General features: G+C 63.3%; 17 protein-coding genes and 2 pseudogenes. 10 read left to right on the plus strand and 9 right to left on the minus strand.

Annotation, left to right across the window (positions count from 1 at the left end; genetic code table 11):
* Positions 1-616 precede the first annotated feature (616 nt).
* Both AC1D2E_RS30555 and AC1D2E_RS30560 read left to right on the plus strand, forming a co-directional pair.
* The gene (locus tag AC1D2E_RS30555) at positions 617-865 is read left to right on the plus strand and encodes a hypothetical protein (protein WP_478200872.1); all 249 of its coding nucleotides are present in this window, start codon (positions 617-619) and stop codon (positions 863-865) included.
* Positions 866-879: 14 nt separating this feature from the next.
* On the plus strand, positions 880-1488 hold the full coding sequence (locus AC1D2E_RS30560; protein ID WP_478200873.1) for a hypothetical protein: 609 nt from the start codon (positions 880-882) through the stop codon (positions 1486-1488).
* Between the two features lie 99 nt (positions 1489-1587).
* Here AC1D2E_RS30560 and AC1D2E_RS30565 read toward each other — a convergent pair whose 3' ends face one another.
* From AC1D2E_RS30565 to AC1D2E_RS30575, 3 genes are read right to left on the minus strand one after another with little or no spacing between them, the layout of a single operon-like run.
* Positions 1588-3081: a DUF1254 domain-containing protein gene (locus tag AC1D2E_RS30565; RefSeq protein WP_478200874.1), complete on the minus strand. Its 1494-nt coding sequence runs from the start codon at positions 3079-3081 to the stop codon at positions 1588-1590.
* 50 nt (positions 3082-3131) lie between these two features.
* Positions 3132-3599, minus strand: coding sequence for a hypothetical protein (locus tag AC1D2E_RS30570; protein ID WP_478200875.1), 468 nt, complete (start codon positions 3597-3599; stop codon positions 3132-3134).
* Positions 3600-3618: 19 nt separating this feature from the next.
* Complete coding sequence (locus tag AC1D2E_RS30575) at positions 3619-4422, minus strand: DUF2092 domain-containing protein (RefSeq protein WP_478200876.1); 804 nt, start codon at positions 4420-4422, stop codon at positions 3619-3621.
* Between the two features lie 1613 nt (positions 4423-6035).
* Between AC1D2E_RS30575 and AC1D2E_RS30580 the strand changes: the two genes are divergently transcribed.
* Both AC1D2E_RS30580 and AC1D2E_RS30585 read left to right on the plus strand, forming a co-directional pair.
* A complete protein-coding gene (locus AC1D2E_RS30580; protein WP_478200886.1) occupies positions 6036-6725 on the plus strand; it encodes an SWIB/MDM2 domain-containing protein in 690 nt (229 codons plus the stop codon).
* 992 nt (positions 6726-7717) lie between these two features.
* Positions 7718-8128 (plus strand): hypothetical protein, encoded by a 411-nt coding sequence (locus AC1D2E_RS30585; RefSeq protein WP_478200877.1) that lies wholly within the window; start codon positions 7718-7720, stop codon positions 8126-8128.
* Positions 8129-8175: 47 nt separating this feature from the next.
* On the opposite strand, the pseudogene AC1D2E_RS30590 reads toward AC1D2E_RS30585, so the two are convergent.
* Positions 8176-8415, minus strand: a pseudogene (locus tag AC1D2E_RS30590) (site-specific integrase); the annotation flags it as partial.
* 109 nt (positions 8416-8524) lie between these two features.
* Positions 8525-9130, minus strand: coding sequence for a YdeI/OmpD-associated family protein (locus tag AC1D2E_RS30595; RefSeq protein ID WP_478200887.1), 606 nt, complete (start codon positions 9128-9130; stop codon positions 8525-8527).
* Positions 9131-9360: 230 nt separating this feature from the next.
* Between AC1D2E_RS30595 and AC1D2E_RS30600 the strand changes: the two genes are divergently transcribed.
* From AC1D2E_RS30600 to AC1D2E_RS30615, 4 genes are all read left to right on the plus strand, one after another.
* A complete protein-coding gene (locus tag AC1D2E_RS30600; protein WP_478200878.1) occupies positions 9361-9714 on the plus strand; it encodes a hypothetical protein in 354 nt (117 codons plus the stop codon).
* A gap of 102 nt (positions 9715-9816) precedes the next feature.
* Positions 9817-10683 carry a PAS domain S-box protein gene (locus AC1D2E_RS30605; protein ID WP_478200879.1) on the plus strand — a complete coding sequence of 289 codons (867 nt, stop codon included), beginning with the start codon at positions 9817-9819 and terminating at the stop codon, positions 10681-10683.
* Between the two features lie 146 nt (positions 10684-10829).
* Entirely contained in the window at positions 10830-12587 is a 1758-nt protein-coding gene (locus AC1D2E_RS30610; RefSeq protein ID WP_478200880.1) for a carboxylesterase/lipase family protein, read from the plus strand.
* 727 nt (positions 12588-13314) lie between these two features.
* Entirely contained in the window at positions 13315-14178 is an 864-nt protein-coding gene (locus AC1D2E_RS30615; protein ID WP_478200881.1) for a cysteine hydrolase family protein, read from the plus strand.
* A gap of 45 nt (positions 14179-14223) precedes the next feature.
* On the opposite strand, the gene AC1D2E_RS30620 is transcribed toward AC1D2E_RS30615, so the two are convergent.
* From AC1D2E_RS30620 to AC1D2E_RS30630, 3 genes and pseudogenes are all read right to left on the minus strand, one after another.
* Positions 14224-14850, minus strand: coding sequence for a hypothetical protein (locus AC1D2E_RS30620; protein ID WP_478200882.1), 627 nt, complete (start codon positions 14848-14850; stop codon positions 14224-14226).
* Positions 14851-14857: 7 nt separating this feature from the next.
* Positions 14858-15484, minus strand: coding sequence for a superoxide dismutase (locus tag AC1D2E_RS30625; protein WP_478200888.1), 627 nt, complete (start codon positions 15482-15484; stop codon positions 14858-14860).
* Positions 15485-15520: 36 nt separating this feature from the next.
* Positions 15521-15604: pseudogene (locus AC1D2E_RS30630) on the minus strand (ubiquinol-cytochrome c reductase iron-sulfur subunit N-terminal domain-containing protein); the annotation flags it as partial.
* Between the two features lie 144 nt (positions 15605-15748).
* Here AC1D2E_RS30630 and AC1D2E_RS30635 point away from each other — a divergent pair.
* Positions 15749-16168 carry a hypothetical protein gene (locus tag AC1D2E_RS30635; protein WP_478200883.1) on the plus strand — a complete coding sequence of 140 codons (420 nt, stop codon included), beginning with the start codon at positions 15749-15751 and terminating at the stop codon, positions 16166-16168.
* Between the two features lie 2 nt (positions 16169-16170).
* Positions 16171-16272: a hypothetical protein gene (locus tag AC1D2E_RS30640; protein ID WP_478200884.1), complete on the plus strand. Its 102-nt coding sequence runs from the start codon at positions 16171-16173 to the stop codon at positions 16270-16272.
* Between the two features lie 36 nt (positions 16273-16308).
* Here the strand turns inward: AC1D2E_RS30640 and AC1D2E_RS30645 are convergent, their stop codons facing one another.
* Positions 16309-16620, minus strand: coding sequence for a hypothetical protein (locus AC1D2E_RS30645; RefSeq protein WP_478200885.1), 312 nt, complete (start codon positions 16618-16620; stop codon positions 16309-16311).
* Positions 16621-17007 lie beyond the last annotated feature (387 nt).

Below are 17007 nucleotides of genomic sequence, written 5' to 3' on the forward strand. Positions count from 1 at the left end.
CAACGCGACTGGGAGTCTTCCCACAAGATCGACCTCAGCGATGCCGGGCTGCTGCACGACCTGCAGAAGCGCCAGCTCGATCCGAGCAAGCTGGTGCTCAACGGCGACGCCGAAGCGGCGGCCGACAAGCCGAAGAAGCACAAGGGAAAGAAGCACTGAATGGCGGCGACGTCTGCAAGCTTCGCCCGGACACTGGTCGCCGCGGCGGCATGGCCGCTGCTGGCACATGCGGCACTCGCCGCCGACGGTGCCGAGTTCGCGATCCGCTGGGACCCATCGGAAGGCGGTCCGCGAAGCATGGAGGAGGTTGTGGCCTTGCTCGATCTCCCGCACGGCAAGCGGAAGGCCTTCACGGTGCGCTACTTCTCTGTCGTGCAGCCGACCGACCTGCCGCCGGGCACCCGCGCCATCGCCCGGGAACGCAGCTCCGGACAGCGGACCGAAGCCATGTACAAGCTCCGGAGCGCCGTACCGTTCCCGGCCAGCGGCCCGCTCTCGCTGTCCGTTCGAGCCGTACACGAAGCACAAGACCGAGATCGACATCGGCTTCACGGCCGAAGGCCTGCCGCAGAAGAGCTATTCGTGCAGTTGCGATGCCGGCGGCTCGCTCGCGAACGTGCTGCCGGCCCGGTTCGCGGCAAAGCCTTTCGGCTGCAGCAGCCAGGTCCTGCGCATCGAGGCAGACCACATCAAGATCGAACGCTGGAGTCTGCCGCGCGGCGAGCTGTCCTTCGAGGTTTCCTGGAACGGCGACGACACCGACGCCGATCTGCGAAAGGTCACCCGCCGGGTGGTCACGCCGCTGATGGCCCGCGACATCAAGCCGCTGCGCAAAAGCAAGACCGAGCTTGGCAGCAGCTGCTGATGCCGAGGTTCAGCTTGAACCATCCACGGATTCTCATCATCGCCTGGCTGCTGAGCGCACTCTCGATGCCTGCTCCCGCACAGCACAAGCAAGTCGCCAACCCCGTGGCCATGGCCGAACCGATGTCAGGCAAGGCGACGCTCGCCCGCGCCACGAAGATCACCGGCACTGTCGAGGCAGTCGATCTGATGCAGCGTCGGGTGGTGCTCAAGGGCCGCAAGGGCAAGCTGATCCCCCTGACGGCCGGTCCCGATGTACGCAACCTCGCGCAAGTCAAGGTCGGCGACCGCGTCACGGTGCGCTATCTGGACGCGCTGTCGCTCGCACTCTGGAAGGACGGCACGGAACTTCGCAGCAGCGTCCGGACCGAGGACGCCGCGCGAGCCGCGGCAGGCGATTGGCCGGCAGGGACGGTCGCGCAGCAGGTCGAAGTCACAGCCGACGTGATCGCCGTCAACACCCGGGCAAAGACGGTCACGCTGCGCGGACCGAATCAAGTCGTCGATCTGAAGGTACGCGACCCCGGCCAAATGAGGCTGATCAGGGTGGGCGACCAGCTCCATGCCGTGTACGCCGAGGCGCTGGCTCTCTCCGTGGATCCCGCGGCATTGGCCAAGAGATAGGTCATTGACGACGGACGACTTGACGCGGCGCCCGAATGCAAAACGGCGGACGTTCACGGGCCGCCGTTGAGTTCCTGACCAGCTTCGTGCCGGAGTCGATCAGGGTTGCAGCTCGATCTCGTCCGGCCGCCACGTCCTGTTGAACCACGGTTCCAGCGGACCGTAGAGGCGCAGCAGCGTGAACCAGCCCTTGCCAGGAATCGTCTGCACCCAGTTGTTCTCCATTCCTGCCGGGGCCTTGGGTCCGAAGTAGACATCCACCGAGCCGTCCGCATTGGTCTTGACGCCCTTGCTCTGGCTGCTGACGCTCGGGGCCTTTTGGTCGGTTTGCACCATCGAGCGGGTCTGGTTGTCGTAGACGATGACCGACCAGAAATCCTTGACCGGGACGTTGGGAGGCAGGCGCAGCTTGTAGTTCTTGCCGCCATCCAACGGGTTGCCCTTCGCATCCTGGACCGACCAGGGGTACTGCGACCCACGGCCCACCATCTTTTCCTCCATCGCCGGCGTCACGGCGATGGCAAAGTAGTAGAAGAAGACGGCACCGTCCAGGTTGCTGACACCGGGCGCCGACTCGAACTTGTAGCCGCCCAGGAACGGCAGGCGCCACGCACTGTCCGGATAGAAATACGCATCCTTCGGGCGAATCTTGAAGGCGATCGTGCGTGCCGTCACCGCGCCGATGTTGGCGGCGTCGGTGAGGATCTTCTTCATCCGCTCATCGGGCGCAAAGGGCTTGCCCTTGACGATGCCGATCGAGGCGAACAGGCCCAGGGTGGTCGGGTCGGAACCCTCCGCCGGCTCTTCCTGGATGACCTGGTTCAACAAGCTCCAGAACGAATAGTCACCCGGTGCGACGAAGTTCGCTGGAAGCCCCGAGGCATTGACGAACTTCATCTGCGGCGGGTTGGCGGCTTCGGCCAAGGGATAGAGGCGCAGGTTCTTCTTGGCCGATTCGACCGCGGGTTGGGTTGAGCCGTCTACGAGAAAAGAGCGAAAGACGAAGTAACTGCCGAAGGTGCTCGGCCGCAAGACGTGATACCCGGCTGGTATGTCGCCCTTGAATCCAGGCGGCAACAGGAGGTACTTGCCGCCCTCGCCCTTGTCGGCCCCGGTGATGCCGATGTCGCCCACCCACTTGTACCAGAAGTCGTCGACCGTCCCGAGCACCTTGGGCGGAATCTCGGCCACCACCGGACCCTTGCTCGTGTCGACCCACATGAAGTTGTAGATCGTGTTGTCGTTGCCGGTCAGGGCGACGGTCTTCGAATCGAGCAGATTTTCCCAGATGACGTTGGTCTGGTTGTCGGGTCCGAACTTGCGCAGCGATTCGCGCATGCCGGCCTGATTGACGATCGGGATCGCGAGCAGATAGGCCTGAAGGGCGCGCGAACGGTCCAGGTTGTCGTAGATCTTGTCGACGGTTTCGGCCGACGGGTAGCCGTAGTCGAGGTTCAGCGTCCCGATCGAGGATTCGATCTTGTTCGGCACGGAGACGCCCGGCGCGATAGGTGTCGTCATCTTGTAGGGCTGCGCGAAAGCCGTTGTGGCGAAGGCGGCGGCGATCACCACGCCAAGAAGTACCTTTTTCATGACTTTCTGTTGTCCTTTGTAGATTGATGAGCGAGCCATGCCGGACTGCCCTATGGTGCAGGCACGACTTCGTAGTAGACGCCGCTGGACCCGAAATAGGGCTTGTACCAATTCGGGCCGGCCTGGTAGTAGTGGGTGCCGTTCACGACCATATCCCTCGCCCCACCGGGCATCTGCGCCACCTGGGTGCCGATCGGCAAGTTGGGGTGGACCCCATAGGCGGGCTGCGGGACGACGATGGCCGCTGGCTGTTGGACCACGACCGTGGCGGGGCGCGCCGCTGTCGCGATCGCGGCGCCCACCGCCATGCCGGCGACCGCACCGGCGGCAGCACCGCAGCCGTAGCAGCCGGGGGGACGGTAGTAGGGGTGATAGTAGGGACGGTGCACGCCACCGACCGCAACCGCTCCGCCGCGCCAGCCGCCCGCAGCGGCGACCCATGCATTCGCGGCAGACAAGGGAGCGAGCGTGCCGGCCACGATCGCGACGCTGATGACGAGTGTCTTGATTTGCTTCATCACATTGCCCTTTGCGTGCTCACTTGACCTGGTCGATCTGCTTGAACTCGAGCTTCACCGCACCCTTGGGGATTGACGCGTTGAAGGTCTGCGACGCAACGGGTGCGCCGAGCTTCCAATCGGAGAACTCCACGGTGAACGTCGGTTGACGATCGCCGCTGCGGTAGGATATGACCATCAGGCGCGGCAGCTTGTCGATGGCACCGATCCAGATTTCCCAGTCCAGTCCCTCGGCACTGAACGCCAGGTGATCCGTCTTGACGCCTCCGACGGTCGATTGACCGACCCAGAACGCGCTGGAAAGATCCTTCGTCAAGAACGCATAGGGGTCCGGAACGAGAAGATCCAGAAACGGTGTCGTGGCGTCGGAACCCGGCAGCTCGCTCTTCATGAGTGATTCGATGGCGCCGCCCGCTGCCTCGCGTTGCGCATAGAACTTACGGTCCACGCCGATTGCGGTCACCGTCTTGCCGTCGTAGACGATGTCGCTCGGGAACAGGTCTCCACGTGCCGCCACGAACAGCTTGTCGGGCCGCTGCATCACCACGCGCGAAGAGGCGAACAGGCTGACGTACTGCCCGGTCGGAGAGGGCGTCGGGACGATGCCGCGTATCTTGAATCCAAGGGTTTTCGCCCCGGCCAGCGTGTCACTCATGGCCTTGAGCAGACCGAGGGCGCGCTCGTCCTTGAACGCCTTCGCGGGTGCTGCGACCGGCGCCGATGTCTCCTGGGCCAGTGCAATGCGATGGGATGCCAGCAGTGTCGAGGCCGCCAGCAAGGCATAGCCAAGCCGATAGCTGGTCCTTTTCAGGTTGAGGTTCATTCAAATTTCTCCAGAACGGGTGGGGACCCAGGGAGCCTTCTTGAGAGGCCCATTGAAGTCCGCTTTGCAGACCCTCGACCGAGTCCATCGCGCCGCTCCTGCCGCGAGGACGACGCGAGTGATGGGTAAAGGCATTGGTCCTCATCGACGACCGCTGCATAGGCAGGGTGTTGATGCTCATCGGTCCCCAAGTACTTTGAACGCGCCCGAGCTCGCCGTCTACTGCCCTTTGGGGAAGGTGCGCTCGGGCGCCTTCTCCAATATCCTCAGTTTGATCGCATCGTCCGATTTCGCTCGAACGCCGTTCCTTCGACGCATGTGTGGCTTGCGACTTGGTCACCGCGGCAGATGTCCTGGCCCTGGAAGCTGACGAGGTGACCGCCGTGCGGCTTTCTGTCGATGTTCCAGGGGGCTACGCAAGATCGGGTTCTTGCGCTCAGCCAACAAGCCTTCCTTCCGGAGGATGCCATGTCCAATTCAGCGCGCCTGCCTCAGGCCCGTCGAGGCGTAGCTTCCAACTGGAGATGCCGCGGGCGCCGGTATTCATCCGGAAAGACTGGGGTTGCGCGGACACGACATGCTACAGGTAGCCCCACGCAATTGACCAGAGGTCGAACTCATTTGGAGCAGCGAGACAACGATGGCAAAGACACATAGGTTTCCCGTGCGCACGTTCACCGACCAAGGCGCGCAGGCGCTTTGGGCCCTTGGCCTCGCGCTGCTACCTTGGGCGGCCGCCCGCGCCGACGAAGGCGGGGTGCCGTTCTGGTTTTCCGGCCAGTACGCGAGCCTGGCAGCAATGCCGGCTACGCCCGGCTGGTCTTTGCCGGTACAAGGCTACTACTACAGCGGCGATGCGTCCCGTGGCAGGTCGACGCCTCGTGGTGACAGTGTCACGCTCGATGTCAGATCGTGCACATCGTTGATTCTCGCTCAGCCGACGCACGCACCCGACTCGAAGCTGTTCGGCGGCCAGTTGGCAGTCGGCGTCGGATTCGGCTACGGGAAGAACACGACGCAAGCCGGCGTGTCAGTGTCGCCGCGCGGCACGGAACGCGAACGAAGTGATTCCGTGACAGGGTTCACCGATCCCCTTCGGGCAGTAGACGGCGAAGGTATGCGCCAGCGAGCTTGCTGCTACGCTCGGTCAAAGCGAAAAGCGTCAAGGACGAGGGCTTCAGATGAGCAGGACAGGAGCTTCGGAGGCGGGTGCACTCGTTTGCCAAAGGATCTGGCATGGGACGTCCTCGCGCTTGACGGCATGTCGGCCATCGCACGGGCGATACGCAGTGCGGCCTCGGCAGGCGTTCGCGAGACGTTTGGGCCACGCATCGGGCTCGCCGCTGCAGGAGGTCCGCTGCGTCGTCACTGGTTCACTGCAAGGCAAGCGCGGTCCTTGCCTCCTCGGGTCCACGCTCAGTGAGTTGACCGGCTCGCTCGAGGCGGTTTTTTTGATGATTCGGGCGCCCCGCAGAGACCGAGTGGGGCTTCCGTCGCATTTGGCGCCTCTATCTTCAGGATGAGCGTTCGAACGGCAACTGCGACAAAAGGAACTCGCTGCCAAGCGCGCAGCGACCCCACCTTTCTCGAAGGCCCTGATACCTGGTGCCGAGCTGACCGCCGTGATCGACACCACGCCTCATGCTCGCGCCGAGGTGGTGAAAAGGATGTGGGCGTACGTCAAGGCGAACAACCTTCGAGATGCGAGGAATCAGCGAATCGTCGATGCGGACGCGAAATGCAACCTCGTGCTTGGCGAGGACCAGGTCACGTTCGAGACGATGGGATGGTCGGCAAGCATCGGAGAGGATGGCCGACGACGCATTCGACACCTCGAGGGCCCGTCAAGACGGTCTCACGGGGGGATCGCTTCCCGTGCGAGGGGTGCAGTCGCGATGTCGTTGAGTGTGAAGACTCGATCGATGACAGGTAGCATGAGGGCGAAGCTTTCGCCTCGCCTGCCTCCAATACCGGCACAGGACAATGATGCGCTCATGGCGCGGCTCGAGGTCGTCCGGGCGACGAAGATTCTGACTCGGCGCCTTGCCACCAGTGAGATCGCCGGTCAGGCCAGAGTTGTGGAGAATCTGGAGGTGCTAACCCTCCTTCATGAGTCCATTCAGCAAACGCGGTGCTCTGGCCTGCCGATACACCGTCGTGCGTCGCAGCTCGCCGACGACATGTATGGCTTGAAACTCATGCTCGGGGCTCCTGTCGATTTCCTCGCTCATCAGAATGAAGTCCGACGCAAACCGAAGCCTGGGTTCTCCGATGCGGCTGCATGGAGATGCTCGAACGCGTGAGCGGCGTCCTTCAGTGATGAACCCTTCGACGCTCGCCGGAGGGCGCACTCCATGGGCTTCGTCTCTCACGGTCGGAGAAGGCAGCCCTTTGGCTACTGCCCGAAAGGGAAGGTGCGTGTGGATGCCCTTGTCGGTATTCTCTGCGTAGCACAACGGCAGGTATCGATGGTGATCGCCAGCCTCTGGTTCACAGGAGCAACTTTTGAAATACAGGTACTTGCTGGCGGCGACGTCAGCTGTGGGAATGATGGCCCTACTTCCGCCGGATGCCTCGGCGGGCGCGTGCGTCAAGGGCGTTTATCGTGCGGGCTGTGCCGGCCCGAACGGCGCGGTCGCGGTCAAGAAACCGCCGCCACCGAAGGTCGCCTGCGTCAATGGCGTCTACCGTGCAGGCTGCGCCGGTCCCAACGGCGCCGCAGTCGTCCGTAAGTAGCATTTGAACCGGGCGATACGGGCTTCAAGCGGAGCCTTGGCTCGCCTGCCTGGATTTCCTCTTTTCGACGAAGTGCCGTCACAACCGGACCCTCTTGACGCAGACTGGTTGAAGAGGAGGACGATGCTCAGACATCGAGCACATGGCGCAGGACATGGAACGGTACTCGCCAACCCCGCCATCGCCAGTGCCGAGGATGGCCGTGCGCTGGTTGATGCGCACGATCACTCTGGTGATGTTGCGACCGATGGCCTTCGAGGGGACGACGCGTCCGATTGGAGTCGCCGAGGGTGTCGCACATGGCGCCGCCGGAGCATTCCTTACCGCAGCCGAGGCTCTCGCCCCAACGTGGGCCAAGCACTTCGCGAGCACCGACGCTGGCTGGCTCTTACCCTTCATGCAAAGGATGGCTGCGGGCGAGCGCGATCCGGGGCGACAGGAGTCATGCGCTTCGGCGAGAGGTTACATTTCTGGCAGGCTCCGAGAGCAATCCGCGCCGAAAAGAGAACGGAATGCTGCGCTGTCTGGTCACCTGTCGCCAACTTCAAGTGAAAAACCAATGAACAAATTCCAAACCATCTTCAAGAGAATCTGCGCCATGGCGCTGATTGCACTGGCCGCCGGCTGCGCAACCGGCCACCCGGACCGTGACAAGATCGCAATCGCTGCGGGCTTCAAGATCGTTACACCGACCACTCCTGGACAGATGGCTCTTTACGCCAAACTACCCAAAGACACCGTCACGCCCGTCAAGTACAAGGGAGTCATCTACTACGTGATGCGCGATTCCTCAAATGGAATGGCACTCGTCGGCAACTCGGCCCAGTACTCGGTCTACCAGGAAATGCGATATCACCAACGCATGAACAACGAGGATCTGCGAGAGGCTCAGCTCGACGAGCTGAACAATGCGGATTGGGGCGCGTGGGGCGGTGGTGGCGTGGCTTTTGTCGGCGGTTTCGGCCCCTGAGCGAGCGATCGGCGTCGAGAGCGATTCAAATGATGGGGTAGTCGTACTTATCTTGCAAAGCGGTGCGCTTTTGGACGAAAAGTCATCATCCGAGCAACCGCGCTCGCTTGGACAGCCCCCGCCCGGAAATACCCCGCCACCGTGTCCGTGCTGCGATGCCCCGTCATCGCCATCGTCTCCTGCAGCGGCATGTTTTGTCTTCCGGCCTCAGTCACGAAGCCCGAGCGCAGCGAATGCGTCGAGAAATCTTCTCCCACCCCGGCCAGCGCACACCGCGCTGAAGAAATCATCGCCGTCTATCGGGACAGGAACGGCTCGGAGCCCGAGACGTTCGACCAGGCGAGCAACCGCTGAATCGCCCGGCAGAATGCAGCCACAAGCCGACCTTGCAGCCCGCTACCCGTTTGCGAGCTTTTTGGCGGGATGTATCGTTTCACCCCGCGCGAGCATCCCGACGAATTTTTCGATGCGCTGGAGACGTGTCTTCGGCGTCTTTGCGTCCTGTATCCTGTAGAGGATTGCAAAGCGATTGGCGCCATCGAGTTCCTCGAAAAAGCGCTTGGCCACAAGAGATGCGTCAAGCGCCACCTGCAAATCCGCGGGGACGATTGCGGTGCTCTGGGGTGCATAGGCTGCATCCCAGCGGCCATCCGCCTGGGCCGCCTGCACCTGTGCTAGACCAGATGCAAGCATCCGACCGTCTTCGATGAGTTTCAACGCTGACGTGCGATTGATTTCCGACCATTTGCTTCTTGGCGAGCGCGGCGTGAATCGAACCAGCCACCATTGGTTGTCGTACTTGTCGAGCTGCCCATCAATCCAGCCATGACAAAGAGCGACTTCGATGGCTTCCTTGCGGGAGACACCTCGTGCCGCGGCACTCTTTTTGGCCAGCTTGAGCCAAAGCCCCTTTGACGTGGCTGCTTCTTGGGTCAACCACGTTCCCCAGTCCTCAGGGGATGCGAACGCGATAATCGGCAGGCCATCCCTCATTTCTTTCACCGCTGCCAAGACCATCCGCTCAGTTTACCCGGCGCATCCTGAGCTCTCATCGTCGCAGAGTGACGTTTACAGTTTTGGAGCGACCTATCCTCGGGCCAACTGCTTCGGAACCACGTCCATTCCTGATCGGCTTCTATCGTGGTCTGCATTGCCGCCTGTATTTCCGGTACCGGCCGACGCCGGTCACGCTTCTGTGCGATCCGGATTGCCTTACGCACCATTCTTTCGGCGTGCCGCATCTCGAGTTCCTGCCTGATGGGGACAACGGTCAGCCCGAGTGGCCCTATCGCGCGAGCATGGCGCAGTTCGCTGCGGCGCGGATCAACCCCACCGGCGAGCTGTCCGCGCCGACGCAGCCAATGGAAGCCAATGCCGCCCTCAATGCCAAGGACGGGTTCGAACTGGACGATATCGACAGTGCCATCTTCGCGAGCCACGGCACTCAGCTCGTCGGACACTTTCTGGTCGATGCGGAAGGCATCGTCCGCTGGGTACAAATCGAGGCGGTCGATGGTCCGAACAGCCTCTCCATCTTCCCGAATGCGGCGCAGATCATCGCCGCCGCTGGCAGCCTTGGACGGTGACCGACAGCGGGCGCTGGTCCATCGCCAGGGCCGTGGCATCGCCGAGCTGCCCCATTGCTTGCGTCAACAAGTTTTCGGCTTGCGAGTACTACGATCTGCGCGATGAATTCCGCGGAAGTCATTCCCTTCGAAGCCATCGTCGAGCAGTCGGTCGCCGGCATCTACGTGATCCAGGACGACCGCTTCGTCTACGCCAACAGCACCTGGGCCGCCATCGCCGGCTACGCACCGGAAGAGCTGATCGGCATGCCGCTGTCTCGCATCGTGCCGCCGGACTTTCTGGACGAGGTGCGCCAGCGGGTGCAGGCCCGCCTGCAAGGCGATCCGCCCAGCATGCACTTCATCACCCGCGGGCTGCATCGCGACGGCCATGTGGTGCTGGTGGAGGTGCACGGTTCGCGGATTGACTTTCGAGGCCGCCCGGCGGTGATCGGCGTAGGGGTCGACGTCACCGAGCGCATGCACAACGAGGCCGAGTTGCGCCGCCTGCTGGCGCAGGTGCAGGCCTTCAGCAGCCGCACGGCCGCCAGGCTCGAGGCGCAGCGCAGCGCCTTCGCGCGCGAAGTGCAAGAGGTGCTGGGCGGCATGCTGAGCAGCATTCGCACCGACGCGGCGCGCGTGCTGCACGGCGCTCAGGGCGGCGAGTTGCAAGGACTGACCGAGCGGCTGCTGGCCCTGACGCGGCAGACGGTCGACGCCGTCGGCCAGATTGCCGCGGCCCTGGGCCCCACAACGGACACGACACCGCGGGGGCACGTCGCGCAGCCGCCGCACCGGCGCCTGAGCGCGCGCGAGCAGCAGGTGTTGCCGCTGCTGATCAAGGGCCTGTCGCACACCGAGATCGGCGCGCGCATGGGCATCAGCGGCAAGACCGTGAGTACGCATCGCAGCAACATCTTCCAGAAGCTGGGCGTGGGGAGTACGGCCGAATTGGTGCTCTACGCGGTGCGCAACGACCTGGTGCCCTGAGCCTCTAGCGCGCAGGCGCGCATTTGTCAATCAGCCGATTCCGAGGCGCAGTTGGGGATTGACCAGTAGGCCCGGCCCTTCGATTGTTTCCAGAATGCTCACGTGAGCCGGCAGCATTCCCGCGCGACAACAACAAGGAGACAACTGTGAGCCTCAATCCACTGCACGCGCCGCTGGCGCGTTGGCGGCGCCTGACCCTGGCCGGCGCGGTTTTCATCGCAGCCCTGCTGGGCCTGAGCCCGGCGCTGGCCGCCTATGACCAGCAGTTGACCCGCCAGCTCGACGCCGGGAAGATCTACGGCAAGGCGGATGCCAGCAACACCCAGGCCTTCCTCGGCGTGCCCTTTGCGCAGCCGCCGGTGGGTGCGCTGCGCTGGCGTGCGCCGCAGCCGCCGGTGCCCTGGAGCGGCTCGCGCGCGACCACCAGCTTTGCGTCCATGTGCGCGCAGGTCGGCAGCTTCTTCGGCGAGCCCGACCCGGCCACCTTCGACCAGCCGGTGGGCAGCGAAGACTGTCTCTACCTCAATGTCTGGCGGCCCAACTCCAGCGCCGACAAGCTGCCGGTGCTGTTCTGGATCCATGGCGGCAGCAACCTCAAGGGCTCGGCGCGCGAGCCGCTCTACAACGGCGCTTACCTGGCGGCCAAGGCCAACATGGTGGTGGTCACGGTGCAGTACCGGCTGGGCATGCTGGGGTGGCTCAAGCATTCGGCGCTGGCCAGCGGTGATGCCAGGGACGACTCGGGCAACTACGCCACGCTGGACCTGGTGCGCGGCCTGGACTGGATGCGCACCAACATCGGCGCCTTTGGCGGGGATGCCAACCTGGTGACGGTGGCCGGGCAGTCGGCCGGCTGCATCAACACCTGGGGCCTGCTGCAGTCGCCCTTGGCGGCCGGCAAGTTTCAGCGGGCCTTGTGCATGTCCGGGATCCCCAATGGCTACCCGTCGGCCGTGGGCGAGTTGGCCGCCGACGATCTGGTCAACAAGTTGCTGGTCGACAGCGGCCGTGCGTCCACGCCCGAGCAGGCCGCGGCCCAGCGCCTGAGCATGAGCCCTGCCGAGGTCGCGGCGCTGCTGCGCGGCGCCACGGCGGCGCAGATCATGAAGTTCACGCCGTACCCGGTAGTGCCCGGCCACTTCACCGACGGCACGGTGATCCGCGCGAGTGGCCTGGTGGGGCTGGTGGAGGGCAACTACAACAAGATGCCGCTGATGATCGGCTCCACGCACGACGAAGGTTCGTACTTCGCCTACTCCTTCGGCATGGGCAAGCCGAGCGCCCAGGAGTACTGGCAACTGGCCAACTACGCGGCGCCCGGCACCGTCACGGTCAACGACCTGATCAAGCCGGAGTTCCAGCCGATCTACACCCAGACGCATGAGGCCATCAGCTACGCGCTGGACAACRTGATCGACAACGTCGTGCGCCTGCTGCGCCTGCAGCAGGGCGGCATCTACCGCTACAACTTCAACTGGAACGACACGCCGCAGCCCTGGCAGGACACCTTCTCGGCCTTCCACGGCATCGACATCGGCTCGCTGTTCGGCAACTTCGTCACCAGCGAGCCCAACTTCATGCACTTCGCCTGGAACGCCGGCAACGCGGCCAGCCGCCAGGCACTGTCGGACCGCTTCATCAAGCATTTCTCGACCTTCGCGCGCACCGGTGCGCCCACGCAGCTGTTCGACGGCCAGACGCCCTGGCCCGACTGGACCAACTTCACCTGCTGCGTGAAGCGCATGATCTTCGACAACACCTCGTACATGTCATCGGCCGACTATTTCTTCTTCTGGCCGCGCTACGCGCTGTTGTCGTCGCAGCAGAAAGACTATGTGTGGAAGGCGATCGACTTCAATGCGCTGCCCGCGAACGTCGATCCGCTGCGCGACGGGCCGCACTGAAGAGAACGTAGACAAATACCCGCCGTCGGCCTAGACGGCCARGAGCCGACATTCGGGGGGCTCTCAATTTATGGAGGAACGCCGATGACATGGGTTCGAGACGTAAGCAGCCTGTACGATTTCATCGGCTATGTGGTCCTTCGGGCGCCAGACCACTTCCCGCGTGAGGACTACCTCAAGGACCCAGCGGTCGCTCRAAGCAACACTCCAATCATCATCTGTGAGCACCATAAGAATGAACGTCGCTAGCCTGACGACTCTTTTCGGATGCGCCTTGGATTCCGTCCCCTTCAGGAAGGGTTGCGGGAGCTGGGCATTGAGCCGCTGGAGGAGGTGTTATTGCCAAATCATGTGCGAACGATGCTTCCGCATGTCGCGAATTGGAGCTTCGGGCCCTGAACCGACATTGGGCTGCCGAGATTGAACGGCGCAACGCGGCCGTTCCCGACAAACTGTGCATCGCCGCATGACGCCCAACAGCCGTGTGGCCGTGATGCCTGCCGCATCTTCCTGATCGGGGCCGCCGATCGATGAGCGGCGTCCGCGAATTCCATCGTGCCGGCGTAATCGAAAACTCATGCAGCATCAGATTTCGAATCGGCGCCGCGCGGGCGAGACGCGGGAGTGTCACCTTGCCGGCCTTGCTACCCACAAATCTCACGCCGCCAAACGCTCAGCGCATGACCGAGTCAGACGCGTACAGAGCAACTAAAGGAGAAAGCTCACCATGAAACGCAACATCCACCTCCTCCTGATCGACCCTCAGAACGACTTCTGCGACCTACCGGCCAGCTGGCGTGCGACAGATGCATCCACAGGCGCGCAGCTGCAACCGGCGTTGCCGGTCGCCGGTGCCCACGCCGACATGCTGAGACTGGCCGGCCTCATCCGCGAAGGGGCGGGCGGCATCGACGGCATCACCGTGACACTGGACTCGCACCACCGGTTCGACATCGCACACCCCACGTTCTGGCAGGCGCGCGGTGGTGGCGCCGTGGCGCCGTTCACCCCGATTACGGCTGCCCAAGTACGAGGAGGCGATTACCAGCCCCGGGACCCCGAGGCCTTGCCCAGGGCGCTGGCGTACCTCGACGAACTCGAGCGAAGGGGCCGCTACACGCTGATGGTATGGCCCGTGCATTGCGAGATCGGCAGCTGGGGCCACAACGTGCACCCCGCCGTCAAGGCCGCTTACAACGCCTGGGAAGACAGAGAGCTGCGGGTGGTGCAAAAGGTCGCCAAGGGCAGCAATCCCTGGACCGAGCACTACAGCGCCATCCAGGCCGAGGTGCCGGACGCGGGCGATCTGGAAACCCAGTTCAATATGCCGCTGATTGAGGCGCTCGACCGGGCAGACCTGATCGTCGTGGCCGGCGAAGCCAGCAGCCACTGCGTCAAGGCCACCGCCGAGCACGTCGTTGCCAACCTGCCTTCGGGCAGGCCCGCCAAGGTGGTGCTGGTAACGGATTGCATGAGCCCGGTGACCGGCTTCGAGGCGCAACACCAGGCTTTCCTGGACGACATGGAAAGCCGCGGAGTGCAGCTTCATACCAGCGCTGAGATGCTTCCCATACTGATCGCAAATGCCTGACCAAAACAAACGGCGGGGGACCGCACCATGCAACACGGCGACACTTCAAGGCCTCTTGACGGACCCGAAGCTGAAATCGTCGAAGGCGATGACGCTGTCCGCCTTGGTCCAGACGCCGACCGCACCGGCACCCGCGATATGCGCGTCCTCAACATCAATGGCCGCCTTGCCGTCGAGGAGCACCACGATGCGCTTGCCGGCGAACTCCACGCGCAACGTATGCCACGTGCCGGCAGTCACCGGCGCGTCAACGTACTTGAGCGTCTTGCGGGCGCCGCCTTCCGTGTAATACAGGGATACGTTGTTCTCCAGCGCATTGGCGCGCGCCACGTAGTAGTTGTTGCCGTCCTTCCACCGCCAGACCACGCCGCCGGCCTGGTCCTCGCGGCCCCTGATCGGCTCGAACTTCACCTCGACGAAGCCATCGGAGAGGGTCGCGTCGGCGCGAACGCACCAGGGAAAGGTACCGGAACCCGACTGGAGCAGCACGTTGGGCAGGCTCGGCGCATCGGCGTCTGCCTCGACGGTCCATCGCGGGTTGCCGCGACCCGTGACGCCGCAGGTCCAGCCGGCCGGCAGGCGGCCGACCGCGTCCCTGTCGAAATGCAACGTCTCTGCGAAAGGCGAACCGGCCGCAAGCAAGGTCGTCGCGACTACGATACTTCGCTTCATGACGGCCTCACGCCTTGGTGGCGCCGCTGGCCGCAAGGCGCGCGCCGACCTTTTCCCACTGAATGTTCTGGAAAAAGGCGTCGATGTATTTGGCCGCCGCCGCGCCAAAGTCCATCTGGTAGAGATGCTCATACATGTCCATCACCAGGATCGGCGTAGTGGCCGCGGGCCCATGCGCATGGTCGGCCATCCAATAGTTTTCAAGCTGTCTCGTGTGCTGATTGAAGCCCAGGACCACCCAGCCCGAACCGCCTCCGAGGCCGGCTCCGATGCGGCGGAATTCCGTCTCCCAGGCGTCGAAGCTGCCGAAGGCCTGCGCGATCGCCTGGCGCTCTGCGGCGCCCGCGCTGCCATTGCCGCCGAGGTTGTCGAAATAGTCTTCGTGCAACACGACAGAGCCTGTGCGCAGCAGATGTTCGCGCTTGAGGTCGTTGTAGACGTAGGGAGGCAGGTCCTTGTCGGCCAGCGCTTCGCCCAGGCGCTTCCTCACCGCCGCCAAGGCCTTCACGGAGCCACCGTAGTTGTTTTCCCAGTGGGAGCGAATCAGGCGCTCTGACATGTTGCTCAGCTTGGCGGGATAGAAGGGCAAGGGCTTCAAGGTGTCACTGGCTTGAAAGGCTGGTGCGGTGCTCATGGTGATCTCCTTCGAAGGGGCGGGTTCAGCGACGGCGCCGCTCGACAGGGCGAAGGCTCCTGCGCCTGCCGCGGCCGTTGTGACGAAATCTCGGCGTGTGGGTTTCGATTCACGATTCATCTGGCTCTCCGTTCGAGCGGTGCGCTCGGAACCCGCGCTCGGTTGAATAGCGGTCACGTGCCTGTCTGGGCCTGGCGCGACTTGCACCAGGCGTACAGCGCGTCGTGTCTTCCAGCTGGGCGCATTGGACTTCGCGGCGGCACCGTGGTGCACGTCAACTCAGGGATTGCGGCGCTGGTGTGCGCCCTGGTCCTGCGCAGGCGGGATGGTTACGGCAGGGTGTCGACGGCGCCGCACAGCATGATGATGACGGCGATCGGAACCGGCATGCTGTGGATGGGCTGGTTCGGCTTCAACGCGGGTTCCGCTCTCGAGGCCACGGGCTCAGCGGGGCGTTGCGTTCCTGACGACGCCCTGGACACGTTCGGCGTGCACTGCATCGGCGGCATCCTGGGGTCGCTGGGCACTGGATTTTTCGTCAACCCGGCCTTTGGCGGCACCGGCGTCTATGACTACGTGGCCGGCAAGCACGGTGGGGACTTCGATGCCGGGGCGCAGATGATCGCGCAGTTGCAAGACATGGACATCACCCTGCTCTGGGGTCCGCGTTCGTGGCCTTCGTGATCATGACGATCCAAAAGTACACGATCGGAATCCGTGCCAGCGACGAAGATCAGGAACAAGGGCTCGACCTCGCTTATCACGGCGAAAAAGCCTACAACTTCTGATTCTTCGACCCGGGGCCGCGATCTCAGAGAGGGCTCCTACAAGGTCTTGAGCCCCAGCCAAGCCGCCGCGATCACCGCATTCACCGAAACGCTCAAGGCGCTCGGCACATAGAACAGCGCCGATACCGCCGGCGCGCCAATCAGGATTTCGACAATCCCCCCCAACCCGTACAACAGCACGGCGCACCACAGCCAGCGTCGCATGTAATTGAGAAGCCAGTGAGCTTGAGATTGATTGTGCCGCCAGGCCGCTGAGCGCTCGATGAGGCTGCCTTGCGTGACGTCCAGGAAGAGCCACTCGAAAAAGAAGTAGCGGTACAGGAGAGTGCGGAAAGTCAGCTCATGCATGATCCATTTCCTTCTGATGGCGGCGTGAGGTCGCTCTTGGCCCGCATTTTGCCCCTGCGGACCGGCGGCAAAATCTTGGTCTGTTTGCGCTCCAAGTCTTCCGAGGGAGAGTTGCTTGGGGCATTGGCATGGTGTTTGAATCTCAGGGGTTCGCCAGTTTGTAGCTCAAACCCGACGGTGGTACCCACTCAGGGTGGCCTATTCCTCGTCGTCCATGTCATCGACGAGGTCTTCGAGCTGCGCGGTTCAAAATCACCATGCCAGCGTTCGAAGTACAAAGATATGCCCGCTGAGCTAATTCATCGCGCCGTCAGTTGATCGACCATCGACTTTATAGCGGTGAGCTGCACACCGCCACGTACCTGAAAGTTCAGACCGCTGTAGCCC

The sequence above is a fragment of the Variovorax sp. P1_H2 genome, assembly GCF_056405295.1.